Source organism: Nonomuraea diastatica (assembly GCF_004349015.1).
Classification (GTDB): Bacteria; Actinomycetota; Actinomycetes; order Streptosporangiales; family Streptosporangiaceae; genus Nonomuraea; species Nonomuraea diastatica.
In genome coordinates, this window is the sequence record NZ_SMKP01000087.1 from 22,949 (window position 1) to 40,697 (window position 17,749).

At 71.5% G+C, this 17,749-nt stretch carries 17 protein-coding genes; 10 read left to right on the forward strand and 7 right to left on the reverse strand.

The window, feature by feature from the left end; translation table 11 throughout:
• The first annotated feature begins 7 nt into the window (after positions 1 to 7).
• The 4 genes from E1294_RS27940 (at position 8) to E1294_RS27955 (ending at position 3,580) form a co-directional block, all read left to right on the forward strand.
• Positions 8 to 676, forward strand: coding sequence for a TetR/AcrR family transcriptional regulator (locus E1294_RS27940; RefSeq protein WP_132513182.1), 669 nt, complete (start codon positions 8 to 10; stop codon positions 674 to 676).
• Between the two features lie 96 nt (positions 677 to 772).
• On the forward strand, positions 773 to 1,732 hold the full coding sequence (locus E1294_RS27945) for an LLM class F420-dependent oxidoreductase (RefSeq protein ID WP_132513184.1): 960 nt from the start codon (positions 773 to 775) through the stop codon (positions 1,730 to 1,732).
• An 8-nt stretch (positions 1,733 to 1,740) separates the two neighbouring features.
• Positions 1,741 to 3,159, forward strand: a complete 1,419-nt coding sequence (locus E1294_RS27950) for an amidase (protein ID WP_220447974.1) — start codon at positions 1,741 to 1,743, stop codon at positions 3,157 to 3,159.
• A gap of 64 nt (positions 3,160 to 3,223) precedes the next feature.
• Entirely contained in the window at positions 3,224 to 3,580 is a 357-nt protein-coding gene (locus E1294_RS27955) for a YkvA family protein (protein WP_246083326.1), read from the forward strand.
• Positions 3,581 to 3,587: 7 nt separating this feature from the next.
• Here E1294_RS27955 and E1294_RS27960 read toward each other — a convergent pair whose 3' ends face one another.
• The 4 genes from E1294_RS27960 to E1294_RS27975 all read right to left on the reverse strand — a co-directional run bounded on the left by E1294_RS27960 (position 3,588) and on the right by E1294_RS27975 (position 6,962).
• Entirely contained in the window at positions 3,588 to 4,784 is a 1,197-nt protein-coding gene (locus E1294_RS27960; protein ID WP_132513186.1) for an amidohydrolase family protein, read from the reverse strand.
• A gap of 91 nt (positions 4,785 to 4,875) precedes the next feature.
• A complete protein-coding gene (locus tag E1294_RS27965; RefSeq protein WP_132513188.1) occupies positions 4,876 to 5,610 on the reverse strand; it encodes a tyrosine-protein phosphatase in 735 nt (244 codons plus the stop codon).
• Between the two features lie 9 nt (positions 5,611 to 5,619).
• On the reverse strand, positions 5,620 to 6,432 hold the full coding sequence (locus E1294_RS27970) for an SURF1 family cytochrome oxidase biogenesis protein (RefSeq protein ID WP_132513190.1): 813 nt from the start codon (positions 6,430 to 6,432) through the stop codon (positions 5,620 to 5,622).
• A gap of 47 nt (positions 6,433 to 6,479) precedes the next feature.
• A complete protein-coding gene (locus E1294_RS27975) occupies positions 6,480 to 6,962 on the reverse strand; it encodes a winged helix-turn-helix transcriptional regulator (RefSeq protein ID WP_132513192.1) in 483 nt (160 codons plus the stop codon).
• Between the two features lie 59 nt (positions 6,963 to 7,021).
• On the opposite strand from E1294_RS27975, the gene E1294_RS27980 reads away from it, so the two are divergent.
• Together E1294_RS27980 and E1294_RS27985 are read left to right on the forward strand one after the other, a co-directional pair.
• Complete coding sequence (locus tag E1294_RS27980) at positions 7,022 to 7,507, forward strand: GNAT family N-acetyltransferase (protein WP_132513194.1); 486 nt, start codon at positions 7,022 to 7,024, stop codon at positions 7,505 to 7,507.
• Positions 7,508 to 7,533: 26 nt separating this feature from the next.
• The gene (locus E1294_RS27985; protein WP_132513196.1) at positions 7,534 to 8,130 is read left to right on the forward strand and encodes a TetR/AcrR family transcriptional regulator; all 597 of its coding nucleotides are present in this window, start codon (positions 7,534 to 7,536) and stop codon (positions 8,128 to 8,130) included.
• On the opposite strand, the gene E1294_RS27990 is transcribed toward E1294_RS27985, so the two are convergent.
• Positions 8,078 to 8,467, reverse strand: a complete 390-nt coding sequence (locus E1294_RS27990; protein WP_246083327.1) for a hypothetical protein — start codon at positions 8,465 to 8,467, stop codon at positions 8,078 to 8,080. The two genes, E1294_RS27985 and E1294_RS27990, sit on opposite strands and share 53 nt — an antisense overlap.
• Positions 8,468 to 8,618: 151 nt before the next feature.
• Between E1294_RS27990 and E1294_RS27995 the strand changes: the two genes are divergently transcribed.
• Positions 8,619 to 10,016: a DUF7059 domain-containing protein gene (locus E1294_RS27995; RefSeq protein WP_132513198.1), complete on the forward strand. Its 1,398-nt coding sequence runs from the start codon at positions 8,619 to 8,621 to the stop codon at positions 10,014 to 10,016.
• A 274-nt stretch (positions 10,017 to 10,290) separates the two neighbouring features.
• On the opposite strand, the gene E1294_RS28000 is transcribed toward E1294_RS27995, so the two are convergent.
• Together E1294_RS28000 and E1294_RS28005 are read right to left on the reverse strand one after the other, a co-directional pair.
• Complete coding sequence (locus E1294_RS28000) at positions 10,291 to 13,338, reverse strand: AfsR/SARP family transcriptional regulator (RefSeq protein ID WP_132513200.1); 3,048 nt, start codon at positions 13,336 to 13,338, stop codon at positions 10,291 to 10,293.
• A 471-nt stretch (positions 13,339 to 13,809) separates the two neighbouring features.
• On the reverse strand, positions 13,810 to 15,081 hold the full coding sequence (locus E1294_RS28005; protein WP_132513202.1) for a pyridoxal phosphate-dependent aminotransferase: 1,272 nt from the start codon (positions 15,079 to 15,081) through the stop codon (positions 13,810 to 13,812).
• Positions 15,082 to 15,160: 79 nt separating this feature from the next.
• On the opposite strand from E1294_RS28005, the gene E1294_RS28010 reads away from it, so the two are divergent.
• From E1294_RS28010 to E1294_RS28020, 3 genes are all read left to right on the forward strand, one after another.
• Complete coding sequence (locus E1294_RS28010; protein WP_246083328.1) at positions 15,161 to 16,183, forward strand: LysR family transcriptional regulator; 1,023 nt, start codon at positions 15,161 to 15,163, stop codon at positions 16,181 to 16,183.
• A 69-nt stretch (positions 16,184 to 16,252) separates the two neighbouring features.
• Positions 16,253 to 16,924: a ribonuclease HII gene (locus E1294_RS28015; protein WP_132513204.1), complete on the forward strand. Its 672-nt coding sequence runs from the start codon at positions 16,253 to 16,255 to the stop codon at positions 16,922 to 16,924.
• A 122-nt stretch (positions 16,925 to 17,046) separates the two neighbouring features.
• The coding region (locus E1294_RS28020) for an LLM class flavin-dependent oxidoreductase (RefSeq protein WP_132513206.1) at positions 17,047 to 17,749 on the forward strand (703 nt) is incomplete at its 3' end.

Consider the following 17,749-nt stretch of genomic DNA (forward strand, 5'->3'; position numbering starts at 1 on the left):
GACGAACGTGTCCGAAGCCCGAAACCGCGGATCGGAGAGCACCCGGGAGCTCATCGTCGAGACGGCGTTGCGGCTGTTCAGGGAGCGCGGCTTCGACGCGACCACCATGCGCGCCATCGCCGCGGAGGCCGGAGTGTCCGTGGGTAACGCCTACTACTACTTCGAGAGCAAGGAGGCGTTGATCCAGGCGTACTACGACCGCGCCCAGGCCGAGCACGAGGAGGCCTGCAAGGAGTTCCTGGCGACCGAGGAGGCGTTCGCGGCCCGGCTGAGCGGGGTGCTGCGCGAATGGGTACGCGTTTCCGAGCCCTACCACGAGTTCGCCGTGAAGTTCTTCAAGCACGCGGCCGAGCCGACCAACCCGCTGAGCCCGTTCAGCGAGCAGTCGTCCCCGGCGCGGGAGGCGTCCATCGCGATCTACCGCCAGGTCGTCGAGGGGTCGCGCGACCGCATGAACGCCGAGCTGCGTGAGGAGCTGCCCGAGCTGCTGTGGTTGTTGTCCATGGGGATGGTGCTGTTCTGGGTGCACGACACCTCGCCGGGGTGCGCTCGTACGTACCGGCTGATCGAGGTCACGGTGCCGCTTGTGGACCGGCTGGTCGGGCTGTCGCACCTGCCGGGGCTGAGGGGGATCACGAAGGACTTCATCGCGGCGGTCCACGAACTCCGCGCCTAGCCCTCATACCGAGCGGTTGGTACGGTTGGACGCGTCCAGCGTCCAACCGCAGGCCGCGTGAGCTGGGGTTGGACGCAACGGAGCTGGAGGCCGTGCATGACGCAGAAGTGGGGCATGACCATTCCCTTCTACGACCGCTCGCTCGCGAGGTCGCAGGAGCTGATCGCGCAGTTGCCCGGCCTCGGCTACACCGACGCGTGGTCGGCCGAGGTGAACGGCGTCGACGGGTTCACGCCGCTGGCGCTGACCGCGCAGTGGGCGCCGGGGATCAGGCTGGGCAGCGCCATCGTGCCCGTCTCGACGCGCGGTCCCGGGCTGCTGGCCATGTCCGCGGCCACGCTGGCCGATCTGGCGCCCGAGCGGTTCGTGCTGGGCATCGGGGCGTCGTCCCCGGCCATCGTGGAGCGGTGGAACGCCGGCACCTTCGACAAGCCGTACGCGCGCACCCGCGACACGCTGCGCTTCCTCAAGAGGGCGCTGGCCGGCGAGAAGGTCTCGGAGGCGTACGAGACGTTCGAGGTCAAGGGGTTCCGGCTGGAGCGGGCCCCGAAGGCGCCGCCGAAGATCGTGCTGGCGGCGCTGCGGCCGGGCATGTTGCGGCTGGCCGCCGCCGAGGCCGACGGCGCCATCACCAACTGGCTCTCCCCGCATGACGTACGCCGCGTGCGCGCCGAGATCGGCCCCGGCACCGAGCTGATCGCCCGCTTGTTCGTCTGCGTGAGCGAGGACGCCGCCCAGGTGCGCGAGATGGCCAGGCGGATGCTGGCCGGCTACCTGACCGTCCCGGTCTACGCCGCCTTCCACGACTGGCTGGGGCGCGGCGAGACGCTGCGGCCGATGCACGAGGCCTGGGCGGCCGGCGACCGGCAGGCCGCGCTGAAGGCCATCCCCGACGAGGTGGTCGACGACCTCATCGTGCACGGCGACGCGGCCACCTGCCGCGCCAGGATCCAGCAGTACGTGGACAACAGGCTCGACACCCCCGTCCTCGCCCTCATCCCCGGAGGCGAGGTCTCCATCGACCAGGCGGTGCGTGACCTGGCTCCCCAGGCGTAGGAGGCGACGTGGACGACGTACTGAGGCTGGACGCGCTCGCCCAGGCGCGGGCGGTCAGGGAGGGGCAGGTCTCGGCGCGCGAGCTGGCGGAGGCCGCGATCGCCCGCATCGAGGCCCGCGACGGCGAGCTGAACGCGGTCATCCACCGCCGTTTCGAACGGGCGCTGGCCGAGATCGACGCCATTCCGGCGGACGCGCCCTTCAGAGGGGTGCCGATCCTGCTCAAGGACCTGGGCTGGCGGCAGGCGGGTGAGCCGTACAGCGCGGGCTCCTCTGTGCGCGACGGCGCCGTGGACGCCCCGGACGGGTACGGCGTCGTCAGCCTGCGCGAGGCCGGGTTCGTCGTGCTCGGGCGGACCAACACCCCGGAGTTCGGCTCCACGATCACCACGGAGCCGCTGGCGTTCGGGCCCACGCGCAACCCGTACGATCCGGCGTATTCCGCGGGCGGGTCGAGCGGCGGCTCGGCGGCGGCGGTGGCGGCCGGGATGGTGGCGCTGGCCACCGCCAGCGACGGAGGCGGCTCGATCCGCATTCCCGCGTCCGTGTGCGGCCTGGTGGGGCTCAAGCCGACGCGCGGCCGGGTGAGCCTGGGCCCGGCCATGGGAGAGGGGTGGAGCGGGTTCTCGTGCCCGGGCTTCGTCAGCAGGAGCGTGCGTGACACGGCGGCGGCGATCGACGTCGTCGCGGGCATGCGTCCTGGCGACCCGTACGACGCCCCGGCGCTGCCGGGCCCGCTGGCCGCGGAGGTGGGGGCGGATCCCGGGCGGTTGCGGATCGGGTTCCTCGCCACGCATCCCAGGGGTGACGTGCCGGAGGCGCCCGAGGTCGCCGAGGCCGTGACGAGGGCCGCGGAGCTGCTGGAGTCGCTGGGTCATGACGTCGCGCCAGGAGGTCCTGAGGCGCTCGCGGAGCCGGACTTTCCCCGGCATTTCGGCGCCATCGTGGCCAACAACCTGGCCGCGCAGGTCGCGGGCCTGGGCGCGGCGCGCGGCAAGCCCGTGGACGTGGAGGAGCTGGAGCCGCGTAACGCCGCCATGGTCGGCGCGGCCCAGGGACACAGCGCGGCCGACCACATCCTGGCCACGCAGTGGATCGACGGCTTCCGCCGGCGCATGTCCGCCTGGTGGGGCGCCGGCCACGATCTGCTGCTGATGCCGTCGCTGGGGGTCGCGCCGTTCCCGCTGGGCTGGATCCCGGCCACCGACCTCAGCGTGAGCCTCGGCAGGACGGCGCACGCCGTGGCCTACACCTCGCCGGTCAACGCGACCGGGCAGCCCGCCGTCTCGTTGCCCCTGCACAGGACCGCGGCGGGGTTGCCGGTGGGCGTGCAGCTGGTGGCGGCGGCCGGCCGGGAGGATCTGCTGATCAGGGTGGCGGCGCAGGTCGAGCGGGCCCGCCCGTTCGAGCATGCGGCGCTGGCCTGATCGGCAGGAACTCGTGGCCGCGGCGACGCGTTATGTCGTGAAGAGCCAGGGGTAGGGGGTTGTCATGATGGCTAAGGCAGCACGCGCGGCGGCGGCGTGGCGGACCTATCGCGAGGTGACCAAACCCGGGTCGCCCGCGTTGATGACCAGGGTCCGGGCGATCCCGCGGATGATCGGCGCGGTCATGCGCGGGCAGTACGACGGCATGGGCAAGGGCAAGCTGGGCCTGCTCGCGCTCGGCGTGGTCTACATCCTGTCGCCGGTCGACGTCCTGCCCGACTTCCTGATGCTGATCGGCGTCGCCGACGACTTCGGCGTGTTCCTGTGGCTGCTCGCCTCCCTGCTGGGCGAGAGCGGGCGCTACGTCCAGCACGAGCGCACCATCATCGAGGGCCGCGTCGAGGGCCTCGAACAGGCCTAGGTCTGGCCTAGATCTCCTCCATCCGCAGCCAGGCGCGCGACGGCAGCGGGTGGCCGAAGAGGCGGGCCGCGTTGCCGTAGGCGACCCGCGCGATGTCGGCGGGTGGCAGCGCGCCGAGGTTGTGCGCCACCGACTTCTGGGTGTCGGGCCAGGTCGAGTCCGAGTGGGGATAGCCGCTCTCCTGGAGCACGTGGTCGAGGCCGACGGCGAGCCGCACCCCCGACAGCGCGTGGTCGTCGCGCGTGCCGAAGAAGAAGTTGCGGCGCAGCACCTCGCTGGGCTTGAGCCCGCCCTCCCATGACGCCTCACCGGCGACCGGGTGGTCGAGGGCGTAGTCGGCGCGCTCGGCCAGCATCGGCAGCCAGCCGACGCCGCCCTCCACGATGAGGATGCGCAGCGCCGGGAAGCGCAGCGGCAGCCCCGACCAGAGCCAGTCGGCGCAGGCGAACATGGCGCTGGTCGGCATCAGCGTGGTGATGGCTTCGAGGGGCGTGTCGGGGGAGGGCACGGGCGACCACGACGCGTCGCCCGTGTGCAGGGCGACGACGGTGCCGGTCTCCTCGCAGGCCGCGAAGAACGGGTCCCAGTGGCCGGAGTGGATCGACGGCAGCCGCAGCCGGGTGGGGAACTCGGGGAACACCACGGCCTTGAAGCCCTTGGCGGCGTTGGCGCGGATCTCCTTGGCGGCGAGGTCGGGATCGGGCAGCCACGGGAGTTGCAGGCCGATGACGCGCTCGGGGTAGGTGCCGGCCCAGACGTCGATGTGCCACTCGTTCCACGCCTTGACCAGGGCCAGGCCGAGCTCCTGGTCGCGGGTCCTGGCGAACGGCATGCCCGACTGGCCGGCCAGCATGCCGGGGAAGCAGAGCGCGGCCCAGATGCCCGCGACGTCCATGTCCTTGATGCGGGCCTCGATGTCGTGGCAGCCCGGGCGCATGTTGTCGAACCTGACGGGGTCGAGGGTCCACTGCTCGCGGGGCAACCCCGCGCCGACGTCGATGCCGGCGCACGGGTAGGTGGCCCCGCCGTAGCGCCAGACCTGGTGACCCGCCTCGGTCTCCACGACCTTGGGCGCGACCTCGGCGTATTTCTCCGGCAACCGGTCATCGAACAGGTCGGGAGGCTCGATCAGGTGATCGTCGGCGGAGATGATCACGTAGTCGCGCCGCCTCGGGTCTGGGTCGGGAAGCAGCGGCGTAGTCACGCACGTAACCGTACGACGAGGGGATAACGTCGAACAAGCTGCGACGTATCCGTTGGGTCTCCGAGATCAACACATCGGGAGCCGAGTCCTGTCAAGGTGCTTCGGCCAGCAGGTGGCCGCGGAGCTCGTCGATGGTGTCCTGGGCGATCCCGAGGACCTGGTCGGCGTACGCCTCGACCGAGCCGTGCCGGTGCGCGAGGTCGGTCAGGAAGAGCCGCATGGCCTCGGCGGGGGCTAGACCGAACCCGGGCCACGTCGACGTGCCCGGGTGTCTTCTGCTCCAGTCGGCGATGAAGCGGTCGGTGGCCAGCCCGGTGAGCGCGTAGTCGGCCACGACGTCGTCCTCGCCGACCCCCGCCAGCGACAGGACCAGCGCGGTGAGCACGCCGGTGCGGTCCTTGCCGGCGGCGCAGTGGATGACGGTGGGGGCGTTGTCGGCCCGCGCGATGGTCTCCAGCGCGGTCCTGAGGTTCGCCACGCCGTCCTCGGTCACCTCCAGGTAGCGGTTGGCGAGGTAACGCTCGATGCCGATCTCCTCGTTGTAGGTGGTGGCGGTGTCCCAGCGTCTGCCCTCGATGGGCAGGTTCTGGTAGAGCAGGTCGTCGGTCTCGGGCACGCGGCCGTTCTTCTCGATCTCGAACGCGTGCCGCAGGTCGATGACGGCGCGTACGCCCAAGTCGCGGAAGGTCGTGAGATCGTCTCCCGCCAGCCAGCCGAGGGAGTCGGCTCGGTAGAGCCGCTGCCACCGGACGCTGCGCCCATCTTTGGTGAAATATCCGCCTACGTCGCGGAAATTGCAGAGGTTGGTGAACGTGATGTGCCGCACTGCACCACCCTAACGGGGGGTGCTCTCCGCTTCCTCGGCCTCCGACGCCTCTGAGCCCTCCGACCCTTCTGACGCGGCCTTCCGCTCGGCCACCTCGCGGCGGATCAGCAGGATCCACCCGCCGATGGCGATGCCGATGAACAACCACCACTGGACCCCGTAGGCCAGGTTGAGCCCGCCGCCGGCGCCCACGTCGGGCTCCGGCACCGGAGCGGGCGCCGCGGCCGGCCGCGGCTGCTGCTCGGTCAGCTCCACGTAGCCGCCCACCAGCGTGTACGGCAGCCCTTTCCCGATCCTGCCGATGTCGATCAGCAGCACCTGGCCAGGGGGCAGCCCTGAGCGTTCGCGGATGCCGCTGGACTCCTCGGTCTCGCCCGGGCGTAGCCGGCCGGTGACGGTCACCTGCCCGGCAGGGGGCGGTGGGACCTCGGGCGGGGTGTCGGCGGTGGCGCCCGCCTTGACCCAGCCCCTGTTGACGATCACCGCCGTGCCGGGCCCGGTGACGAGCGGGGTCAGGACGTAGTAGCCGGGCCTGCCCTCCTGAGGGCGCCGGCGGACGAGCAGGGCGTGGGACGGGTCGTACGTGCCCGCCACTGTCACCTTTCTGAACCGGTCGTCCTCGCGGACCGGCCGCCCGGGGGCCGCCAGCCGCTCCAGCGGCACCGGTGTGGCCTCGATGTTGGCGGTGACCCGCTCGCTGTTGGCGGACCGTTCTTCGAACCGCCCGAACTGCCATCGCCCGAGGAACACGAAGGCGGGGATGACCAGCAGCACCACCACGTGGAGCGCGAGCCACCGAGGCGTCAGAAGGAACCGGTACACGCTCTCAAGACTAGGCGCAAGGAGGGTCGCCACCTGCGGCGGGCCGCTCACGCGCTCCTGAACTCGGCTCCCTCGCCGGGGATGGGCGTGACCTCGCGCGGGCCGCTCACCTCGTGGCCGTCGGCGCAGCGGAAGTGCTGCTCGACGGGAGCGCCGCACCCGCGGTGGGTGAGCCGGACGGGCGGCCCGTCGTCGTCGTCCGTCAGGTATTTGTCGCCCCAGTGCATGAGCGCGACCATCAGCGGATAGAGGTCACGGCCCTTGTCGGTCAGCCGGTATTCGTCGCGCTGGCGCTGCCCCGGCTCGCGGTAGGGCTCTTTGCGCAGCAGGCCCTCGTCGACCAGCCGGGCCAGGCGGGCGCTGAGCACCTGGCGGGGGGCGCCGGTGATCACCTGCATGTCGGCGAAGCGCCGCACGCCGCTGAACGCCTCGCGCAGCACGAGGAAGGTCCACTTCTCCCCGACGATGTCCAGGGTGCGCTCGATCGAGCAGTTGTCCGCTCGGAAGTCCATGCGAGACGGCACGTTCATCTCGTCATTATACCTGAGTTCAATTGACAGACTCAGGCGCGACAGGGCAGGCTGAGTTCATGCATGGAACTCAGATCCGCCAGGCCTGCTCTGACGACGAGGAGCGGATCAGGCGCTTCCTGGCGGGTTTGTCGCTGCACACGCAGACGCTCCGCTTCTTCACCGGCTTCGCCAACCCCGCCGCCGGGCTGGTGCGTGTGCTGCTCACGGTGGACGAACACCGCGACGCCCTCATCGCCACCGCCGAAGGCGGGGAGATCGTCGGCCACGCCATGAGCTACCAGGGCGAGTGCAGCGACGTGGAGATCGCCGTGGTGGTGGCCGACCGGTGGCAGGGGTTCGGGCTCGGGCCGCGGCTGGTGGACACGCTGCTGATGCGGGCCGCCGTACGCGGGGCGAAGACCGTGGGGATGGACGTCCTGGGCGAGAACCGGCGGGTGCTCAGGCTCATCCGCAGGTTCTGGCCGGACGCCGAGATGACGGCCGCCTCCGGGGCCGTGGCGGTGACCGCTATGATCAATCAGGCCGGGCTATTTGCGGAATAACGTTCTGGTGGCACACCATTGACAGCGTGAAGAGTGTCAAGAACGGACGCGACGGCCGGACCCGCATCATCGAGGGTGCCCTCCGCCGGTTCAGCCAGGACGGGGTCTCCGCCACCACGCTGGCCAGCCTCCGCGAGGAAAGCGGTGTGAGCGTCGGCAGCTTCTACCACCACTTCACCAGCAAAGAACATGTCTTCGGCGTGTTGTACGCCGAGATCCTCACGGCCTACCAGAGCGCATTTCTCGCCGAGCTGGTCAGCCACGAGGAGGCCCGCGACGGCATCGAGGCCGTGGTGGCCTTCCACATGCGCTGGGCGGGCCAGCACCCCGAGCGGGCCAGGCTGCTGGTCAGCGAGCGCCCGCCCCGTAAGAACGAGCCTGGCGGCGCCGAGGTGGCCGAGGAGCGCCGCGCGTTCTTCCGCAAGGTCTCCGACTGGTGGCGCCCGCACATGAAGAACGGGCTGCTCCAGCCCGTACACCCGACCATGTGCTACGTGTTGTGGCTGGGACCCGCACAGGAGATGTGCCGCCTGTGGTTCGCGGGCGCCCACACGCCGACCGATGAGGAGATCAAGGGCCTGGGCGAGGCGGCCTGGCAGAGCCTGCGTCAGCGACCTGAATAGCGGGGCAGGCGATCACGCCGCCGGCGGGCGGTCCCGTCACCGGTTGCCGGCCGACCACCGGCACCTGCCAGCTGCCCCTGCCGAGCGAGATGTCGAGCCGCATGTCGCCGCGCTGCCTGCGCAGGCCCGGCACGCGCACGCGGGCGAGCACGGCGTACCTGCCCTGGTGTGGATAGCCGAACCCGAGCTCACCCGGCAGCACACGCAGGTCGTCGCGGTTGCCGCAGCGCGGGCAGGCCCACGAGACCAGGTCCATGCCGCGGTGGTAGCTGGAGCAGGCGCGGAAGTAATCATCGGGAACAAATCGGGAATCGCAGGCCAAACAGGGGATCAGCATGGGTCCGCTCCTCCGGATGACGCGCTGGCTTCTCTAGACATATCGCGTCCCGGATGCCCGGCGAAGGCAGAATGCCAGGGCAGATCGGTAACAGTATGAACGCTCTCGGTATCGGATCATGCGTAGGAGTCCGCGATGAAAGGATGGGCTCGTGGAACGACTGCGCGATCATCTCCTGGAGACCGGTTACACGATCGACGGCGTACGCGAGCGCCTCGGCACGATGGCCGCCTCCGCGCTGTCCCGGGAGGAGTTGGTCCCGGCGCTGCGCGCCACCGCCGACGGCGACCCGCTGGCGACGCTGATCAGGCTGTGGTGGCTCGGCGTTCCCGTGCCGGCGAGCGCGCTCCCGCCCGACGTCATACGATCCGGGCTGGTCGAGACCGATGGCGACCAGGTCCGCGCGACCGTCCACCTGCAACCCTGGGAGACCGGCGGCTACCTCGTCTCCGACCGCAAGGTCCGGCCAGGTGACCCCGCGCTGCGGCCCGACCACGTCGTGGGGGCCGGCGGCGCCTCGGCCAACCTGGCCCAGCTCGTCACCCGCCGCCCGGTCGGGCGCGCGCTCGACCTCGGCACCGGGTGCGGGGTGCAGGTGCTGCACCTGGACGGGCGGGCCGAGCACATCGTGGCCACCGACCTCAACCCGCGGGCCCTTGAGCTGGCCAGGCTGAGCTGGGAGCTGTCCGGCGTCTCCGGGGTGGACGCGCGCACCGGGTCGATGTTCGAGCCGGTCGAGGACGAGTCGTTCGACCTCATCGTGAGCAACCCGCCGTTCGTGATCGCCCCAGAGGGCAGGCTGACCTACCGCGAGTCGGGCGCCGAAGGCGACGGCTTCTGCCGCGACCTCCTCCGCGGGACGTCCCGCCATCTCAGCCCCGGCGGCCAGGCCCACTTCCTGGCCAACTGGCTGCACGTCGAAGGCGAAGACTGGCACGACCGCGTCGGCGGCTGGCTGCGCGAGACCGGCTGCGACGCCTGGGTGGCGCAGCGCGACGTGCAGGACCCCGCCGAATACGTCGAGCTCTGGCTGAGGGACGCCGCCGAGCAGGGCACCAGGAGCTACACAGAGCACTACGACCGCTGGTTGTCCTGGTTCGAGGAGCGCAAGGTCGAGGCCATCGGATTCGGCTGGATCACGATGCGCAACTCGGGCACGCTCGACCCGGTCGTGCGCGTGGAAGCGCTCACCCATCAGGTCAGCCTGCCGGTCGGCGACTACGTCGACTCGGTGCTCGACGCCGTCGCGGCCGCCCACCGGGCCGGCGACCTCGACGCCGCGCGGCCGCGTACGGTCGACGGCCTGCTCGACGAGCGGATCGGCCTGCCGGGCGCGGAAGATTCGATCCGCATCGTGTTGCGGCAGACGCAGGGCCTGCGCCGTACGAGAGAGGTCGGCACGGTGGAGGCCGCGCTGGCCGGTGTCTGCGACGGCGAGCTGGCGCTCGGGCCGCTGCTCAACGTGATCGCCGAACTGGTCGGCGACGGCGAGATCCCCAACGCCGACGCGGTCAGGCCCCTCATCGCCGAGGGATACTTCCTGCTTTGATCCGGCATTGATCGGACGTTGACCCCCCGGGTGGAGGCTCTAGGCCAAGACACGGCCTTGGGGGGTTCGAGGGCCGTGTCAGGTCCGGCCGGTCGTCTGTGTGAGGCGGCTGCCGCCTCGCGGAGCATCCCGATGACCGGGCCCCCTAGCGACGCGTGGCGGCGAAGGACGACCGGCCGGGCTGAACCTCAGTCGATCACGAGCACATCGTGACTCCCTAAGGACAGCCTTGATCAACCATGTGTGGATGACACGTCTGGACGACGAGCTGTACTCAGGACTCGACGACGCTCTCGCCGTCGGTCCCGGCGACGGGCTCGCCAGTGGGGATGCCGTCGAGCAGGACCTTGAGATCGCCCGCCTCGGGAGCGCCGAGCCGGGAGAAGATCTCGAAAGCCTGCCGTAGGCAGTCGAGACTCCTCCTCGCGCTGCCGGGCCCGTGATCGAGACCGCGCAGCGCCTTGCCGAGAACGGTGAGCGAGAGCGCCTCGCCGTAGGGGTGGCCGATCTCGCGGGAGACCACGAGGGCCTGCTCGGCGTGGCGTACGGCCTCGGGGTAACGCTCGGCGGCGATGAAGGTCTCGGCCAGCCTGGAGCACACGCGCTGCTCCCAGACCCGTTGCCTGCTGGCCCGGAAGAAGGCCAGGCACTCGGCGTGGTGGTGCACGGCCTCGGTGAGCCGGCCGACCCGGGAGAGCACGATGCCGAGGTGGTAGCGGGCGCGTGCGGTGCCGGCGCCGCTGCCGATCTCGGTGAAGATGGCCAGACCCTTCTCCGCGGCGGCGATCGCGTCGTCAGGGCGGCCCAGTCCCAGGTGGTCGCGGGCCGAGTAGCTGAGCACCAGAGCCTCGCCGGCCGGCACGCCGTTCTCGCGGTAGAAGCGCATCGCGGAGTCGAACAGGGCCAGCGCCTCGGTGTGGCGGCGCTGCCTGCCGACCACGACGGCCAGGGCGTTCAGCACCTCACCGGTGACGATCTTCTCGCCGCGCTCGCGCGACAGCTCGTCCACGCGCCTGAAGTGTTCCTCGGCATCCCTCAGACGGTTGCCCGCGAACAACACCCGGCCGAGCACGTAACGGGCGCGCAGCTCGCCTGCGGTGTCGCCCATGGCCAGCGCGGCCGCCAGCACCGCCCGGGTGCTCTGGTCGAACTCGCGGGTGTGCGTGCCCGACTCCAGCAGCGGCTCCATCGCCACCAGCAGGTCGGCGGCGGGCAGGAGATGCTCGGCGGCACGCGCGGACGCGGCGGCCTGGTTGATGGCGGCGAACAACGAGTCGCCCTCGGCGATCAGCCACGCCACGGCCTCGTCCACGCTCGTGAACGAGCGCCCGCTCCCCACCACGAGCAGGTTGGCCGAGATCATGCTGCCCTCGTACGCCAGCCGGTGCGCGGACTGGGCGGAGGCCAGGTAGAAGCCGAGCAGCCGGCGCAGCGCCATCGTCCTGGCCTGGGGCCGTTCCGTCTTCTCCAGCTCCCGCCTGGCGAACAGTTTGAGCAGGTCGTGGAAGCGGTAGCGGCCCGGCGCGGGCGCCTCCAGCAGGCTGGCGTCCACGAGCGACTCCAGCACCTCCTCGGCCTCGAACGCGCTCATCGACAACACGGCCGCCGCGGCCCCCGAGGAGATGTCGGGGCCGTTGGGCACCGCGAGCAGCCGGAACGCGCGGGCCTGCGGGGTGTCCAGCTGCCCGTAGCCGAGCGCGAACGTGGCCTCGACGGCCAGGTTGCCCACCCGCAGCTCGTCGAGGCGGCGCTGCTCGTCGGCCAGCCTGGGCACCAGAGAGGCAACCGTCCACGACGGGCGCGCGGCCAGCCTGGCGGCCACGATCCGCACCGCCAGCGGCAGGAACCCACAGGCAGCCACCACGTCCATGGCCGCGCCGCGCTCGGCCGAGACGCGCTCGGCCCCGGCCACGGCGGCGAACAACGACAGAGCCTCGTCCGGCTCCATCACGTCGAGGTCGACCAGCCGCGCCGACGGCAGGTCGGCCAGCTTGCCCCTGCTGGTGACGATGGCCGCGCACCCGGCCGAACCGGGCAGCAGCGGGCTGACCTGCTCGGCGTCGCGGGCGTTGTCGAGCAGCACGAGGATGCGGCGCTCGGCGAGGATCGACCGGTAGAGCGCGGAGCGTTCCGCGAGCCCCTCGGGGATGACGTCCGGCGGGATGCCGAGCGCGCGCAGGAACGCTCCGAGCGCCGACTCGGGCGCGGTGGCCTCGCCGGAGTAGCCGCGCAGGTCGGCGTAGAGCTGGCCGTCGGGGAAGACCTCGTCGACCTGGTGGGCGACGTGCACGGCCAGCGCGGTCTTGCCGACGCCGCCGATGCCGGAGATCGCGACCACCGGCACGCCCTCGGGCGACGACTGCGCGGGCGAGCCGGCCGACACCATCGTGCGCAGGCGTACCGCGATCTCCTTGCGGCCGGTGAAGTCGCTGACGGCGGCGGGCAGCTGCGCGGGGCGCGGCAGGTCGAGCGCCTGCGGCTCCTCTTCCTCCTGCGGCTCGCCCGCGGACGCCTCGTCGTCGGGGACGGGCGCGGCGGCCAGCGTGGGGTCGGCGGCCAGGATGCGCTGGTGCAGCGCGCTCAGCTCGGGGCCGGGCTCGATGCCCAGCTCGTCGACGAGCGCCTCGCGCGTCTCGGTGAACACGTTGAGCGCGTCACCCTGCCGGCCGCAGCGGTAGTAGGCGAGCATGAGCTGGGCCCGCAGCCGCTCGCGCAGCGGATGGTCGGCGGTCAGCGCGATCAGCTCGGAGACGACCTTCGCGTGGTTGCCCAGCTCCAGGTCGACGTCCATGAGGATCTCGACCACGCTGATGCGGCGCTCGATCAGCCGGTCGCGCTGGTGCTCGGCGTACGGCCCGACGGCCCCGGCCAGCGGCTCGCCCTCGAACAACGACAGCGCCGCCCGCAGCGCCCTGGCGGCCTCGGACAGCTTGCCCGCCTTGCGCGCGGACTCCGCCTCGCGGATCCCGCGCTCGAAGCGGGTCAGGTCGAGCGCGTCGCCGGGCAGCCGCAGCGCGTAGCCCCTGCCGATCGACGTCAGCAGCTCCGGGCGGGACCGGGCGGGCCGGTCGGGTTCGAGCACCGTACGGAGCCTGGAGACGTAGGTGCGCAGAGCGCCCAGGGCCCGCGGCGGCGCGTCCTCACCCCAGACCGCGTCGATCATCTCGTTGGGAGTGACCGCGTGCCCTTCCCGCAGCAGCAGCATGCCGAGAATGGAACGCTGAAGCGGGGTGCCGAGGTCGAGTTCCCGGCCATCATGCCACGCGCGGACAGGACCGAGCACGGCGAACCGCAGCCCGCCTGGAACGCTCTGACCAGCCATGCCGTCTGTCTCCAAGCCAATGGAATGATTTGGTACCAAATGATAGATCCATCGTCGCTCGTCACCTAGACGCCGGCTGATCGTTCACCGAGCCGTTGATCCGCCGTTAATCAGGCGTTGAGCTCGCCCCTGCATGCTGAAGGTCGGCTGGGTATGACACTCAGATCGACACCGAGCACACCGCGGGGGCGTGTCATACAGAGCGCCGGCCGGCAGGCAAAAATACCGGCCCCGCCCAGAAAGTTCGGGCGGGGCCGTGACGGACGGATGATCAGGTCACCTCGGCCGCTGCCGGCCTCATGGCGAGCCGCCAGGAGCCCGGAGCGGGCATGGGCACATGGTGAGCGCGGGTGTTCATGCGCGGGGGAACGTGTTCGCCGGTGGCTGCGGATCGGGTGTTTCCGCAGGTTGACGAGACCCTTGTGGGGGGTGGGGCAACCGGCTTACGGGGGCCTTCGGGAAAAGGATCGCCTAACCGCCGCAGGGCGCGGGGACGAGCGCGGGCGCCTGTCCGGCTGTCGCGCCGAGCTCTTTCAGGCCCCTCGACAGGTGGTTGAGGCTGGCCGCGATCCATGGGAGCTGGAGCGGGTCGGGGCTGGTCAGAGCGGTCAGCCGCTCCTGGGCGGTCTCGCCGTAGAGCAGGCTCACCGCCACCCTCACCCGGGCCGCGGCGGGGTCGTCGCCGAAGGCGTGTCCCGGCAGGACGCCGATGCCGTGGTTCTCCAGCAGAAGTTTGGTGATCTCGGCGGAGCCGCCGAGTCTCAGGTGGCTGAGGTCGGGGTAGAGGTAGAAGCCGCCCTGCGGGGTGGGCACGTCGGCGCCGATCTCCAGGAACCTGTCGCGTACGGCCCGCGCGACCAGGCCGTGCAGCCGGCGGCTGCGGGTGATGCGCTCGGTCAGTTCGCGCGGATCGCTGAAGGCGTAGGCCGCGGCCTCCTGTACGGGCGCCGCGGGTGCCGACCAGATCTCGCTGGCCACCGCGAGCAGGCGGGCACGCAGCGCGTGACCGTCGTCAGGGAGGCGGGCGACGCCGATCCGCCAGCCGCCCAGGGCCAGGCTCTTGCTGAGGCCCGTGGTGACGATCGTGCGCTCGGGTGCGAGGTCGGCCGGGGAGGCGTACGGCAGGGAGGGGTCGTGCAGCAGGTCGCGGTAGATCTCGTCCGAAATGATCATCAGGTCGAGCTCGCGGGCGACCTCCACCAGGCGGCCCACGTTCGCCGGCGTGGCCAGCCGTCCCGTCGGGTTGTCGGGCAGCGTGACCAGTACCGAGCGCACGGTCCTGCCCTGTGCCCTGGCCAGCCGCACCTGGGCGGCCACCAGGTCGGGGTCGGGCACTCCGCCCTCTCCTGGAGGTGCGGGCACCAGGATGGGGCGTGAGCCCACGAGATCGGCCTGCGCGGCGTAGCTGACCCAGCTGGGCATGGGCAAGACGATGTCTCCGCCGATCGCCAGGAGCAGGCCGTACAGCAGTGACTTGCTGCCGGGTCCGCAGACGACCAGTTCGGGGTCGGTGATGAGCCCCCGTCGTGTCCAGTAGCCCGCCGCCGCGATCCGCAACCCGGACGCCCCCGCGACCGGTCCGTAACCGTTGTGCTCCGATGCGGCGGCCAGCCTCTCGCGCAGCGCCGGGTGGACGGGCAGACCGGCCTCACCGAAGGCCAGGTGCAGCACACGTTCCCCGGCGCGTCGTCTTCGTTCGATGTCCTCATTTGCCGCCAGAGTGGCGGACAGAGTTACCGTCATGTTTGTCACGTTCCCAGGGTGGTTGCCATCAGGCATCAGGACAAGCGAGGCTTTTCATGGGTAGGCATAAGGAAGTCTGATGCTGGAATTGCGGCGTTTGGTGCTGATCTGCGAATTCGCACGCCGAGGAAGCATCTCGGCGACTGCCGAGTCGCTGGGGTACAGTCCTTCGGCCGTCTCGCAGCAACTCGTCGCGCTCGAACGCGAGACCGGCACGGCGCTGATCGACAGGACCGCGCGCAGCGCCGAGCTCACCGACGCGGGCCGCCGGCTCGTCATACACGCGGAGCGCATCCTGTCCATGGTCGAGGAGGCCGAGTCCGACCTGTCGGCGCACGCGGGCAAACCCGCGGGACGGGTGGTCGTCACCGCCTTCCCGACGGCGGCGGTGGCGTTCGCGCCCGCGCTCGCGCGCTCGCTGCGCCGCCACACGGAGCTCACGCTGCGGCTGGGGCAGAGCCGGTCGGGGCGTGGACTGCGCGAGGTGCAGTCGGGCGAGGTGGACATCGCGCTCGTGGACGACTGGTACGGCCGGGTGCGTGACAGCGAGAGCCTGCGGGTGTTCCCCCTGCTGCACGACCCCCTGGTGCTGGTCGTCCCGCGCAAGCACCGCCTGGCCGACCCCGAGGTGCCGCTGGACCTGCGCGAGCTGCGGGACGAGGCGTGGATGGCCACGCCCGACGGCGAGCCGTCGCGGCTGGCCGTGGACCGCCTGCTGGTGGACGTGGGCGGCACCCGGCCGACGCCGTGGGAGTTCGAAGGGCTGGGGACCATCCTGTCGCTCGTCGCCAAGGGCATCGGCATCGCCGCCGTGCCCTCGCTGGCGCTGGCCGCCGGGGTGCGGGGACTGGCCGTGCGGCAGTTCCCCGGCAACCCGGTGGGACGCGACGTGCACGCCGTCGCCAGGAGCTCCAGCGTCAACCGGCCGTCGGTGTCGGTGACGCTGCGGGCCATCCACGTGGCCGCCCGCTACATCGCGGCCGACCTCGATCCGGTACGCCCGGCGGAGCGGCGGCGCCCCGAGGACGACATGCTCGCCGACTGGCCCGACCGGCCGGTCCGCTCGACCAAGGACGTGGTGGGCCGGTCGTTCGGCGAGTGAGCCGCCGCCCCATGGGTACGGTGCCGCCGCGCCCCCGGGCCGGTCGTGGAGGCGATAGCGTCTGCCCCTATGGCGCCGACGTACGACATCGAGCACCTCCTGCTCTCCCAGCACAGCGTCCGCACGGTCGCGGGCGTCGACGAGGTGGGCAGGGGCGCGTGGGCGGGCCCGGTCACCGTCTGCGCCGTGGTCACCGACCTGTCCGAGCCGCCGGCGGGCCTGACGGACTCCAAGCAGGTCTCGGCCGCCAAACGTCCGCCGCTCGCCGCCGAGCTGGCCGCGTGGGCGGTCGGCGTCGGCTACGGCGAGGCCACCCACGAGGAGATCGACGCGCTCGGCATGACGCGGGCCCTGCGCAGGGCGGCCCGCCAGGCGCTGGAGGCTCTGCCCGCGCGCCCCGACGCGGTGATCCTCGACGGCAAGCACGACTACATCGGTCCGCCCTGGCCGGTGCGGCTGGAGATCAAGGGGGACGCCGCGAGCATCTCGGTCGCGGCGGCGTCCGTGCTGGCCAAGGTGCGGCGCGACGCCTACATGGGGACGATCGGCTGCGACGAGTACGGTTTCGGCGAGAACGCCGGCTACCCGTCGCCGCTGCACCAGGAGGCCCTAGCCCGGCTGGGGCCCACCCCGCACCATCGTCTTTCGTGGTCCTACCTGGACGATCTGCCGCAGTGGCGGCACCTGAAGCAGCACCGGGATCCGCTGGCAGGCGAGGGGCAGGCGACGCTCTTCGGCTGACCGCAGGCTCACCGGAGGCTCTGGGAGGCTCTGGGAGGCGAGGCGCGCTGGGGCGAGACTTTTCTGAGGGGCGAGGCTTTCCGGGTGGCGGCTCTTTCCGGATGACCGCCATGATGGCTCAGGTGCGAATCGGCATTTTTCTGATCGCGGCGCAGTTTCCCGGCCAGGAAGCGGGGCGTGTGCTGTCCGACGCCGTCGAGCTGATCGTGGCGGCGGAGGAGGCGGGGTTCGACGACGCGTGGATCGCCGAGCACCATTTCATGTCCTACGGCGTGTGCCCCTCGGCGACCACCCTGGCGGCGGTCGCCATCGGCAGGACCACCCGCATCGGGCTGGGCACGGCCGTGAGCGTGTTGTCCACGCAGCATCCGGTGGCGCTGGCCGAGCAGGCGGCGATGTTGCACCACCTTTCCCGCGGTCGGTTCACGCTGGGCGTGGGCAGGGGCGGGCCGTGGGTGGACCTGGAGGTGTTCGGCACGGGGGCCGAACGGTTCGAGCGGGGCTTCGGCGAGTCGCTCGACGTGCTGCTCGACGCCCTTTCCCGGGGCCGGGTGGCGGCCGGCGGGGAGTTCTTCCGGTTCAGGGAGGTCGGGGTGGTGCCGGAGGCGGCGATGCGGCCGGTCGTCGCGTGCACCTCGGAGTCGACGGTGGGGCTGGCGGCGGCGCGCGGCCTGCCCATGTTGCTCGGCATGCACATCGGGGACGCGGAGAAGGCGGCGCTGGTCGCGGACTACGCGGCGCGCGGGGGGACGGCGGCCGGGCACGTGGCGGCGGGGGTCGCGTATGTGGCGGACTCGACGGCCCAGGCGGTGCGGGAGCTCAAGG

What these genes read in the sequence shown, in the direction of transcription:
- E1294_RS27945 (WP_132513184.1), top strand. Translation starts at nt 773, where the DNA reads ATGACGCAGAAGTGGGGCATGACCATTCCCTTCTACGACCGCTCGCTC.
- E1294_RS27955 (WP_246083326.1), top strand. Translation starts at nt 3,224, where the DNA reads ATGATGGCTAAGGCAGCACGCGCGGCGGCGGCGTGGCGGACCTATCGC.
- E1294_RS27975 (WP_132513192.1), bottom strand. Translation starts at nt 6,962, where the DNA reads ATGAACGTGCCGTCTCGCATGGACTTCCGAGCGGACAACTGCTCGATC.
- E1294_RS27980 (WP_132513194.1), top strand. Translation starts at nt 7,022, where the DNA reads ATGCATGGAACTCAGATCCGCCAGGCCTGCTCTGACGACGAGGAGCGG.
- E1294_RS27990 (WP_246083327.1), bottom strand. Translation starts at nt 8,467, where the DNA reads ATGCTGATCCCCTGTTTGGCCTGCGATTCCCGATTTGTTCCCGATGAT.
- E1294_RS28000 (WP_132513200.1), bottom strand. Translation starts at nt 13,338, where the DNA reads ATGGCTGGTCAGAGCGTTCCAGGCGGGCTGCGGTTCGCCGTGCTCGGT.
- E1294_RS28005 (WP_132513202.1), bottom strand. Translation starts at nt 15,081, where the DNA reads ATGACGGTAACTCTGTCCGCCACTCTGGCGGCAAATGAGGACATCGAA.
- E1294_RS28010 (WP_246083328.1), top strand. Translation starts at nt 15,161, where the DNA reads ATGCTGGAATTGCGGCGTTTGGTGCTGATCTGCGAATTCGCACGCCGA.
- E1294_RS28015 (WP_132513204.1), top strand. Translation starts at nt 16,253, where the DNA reads ATGGCGCCGACGTACGACATCGAGCACCTCCTGCTCTCCCAGCACAGC.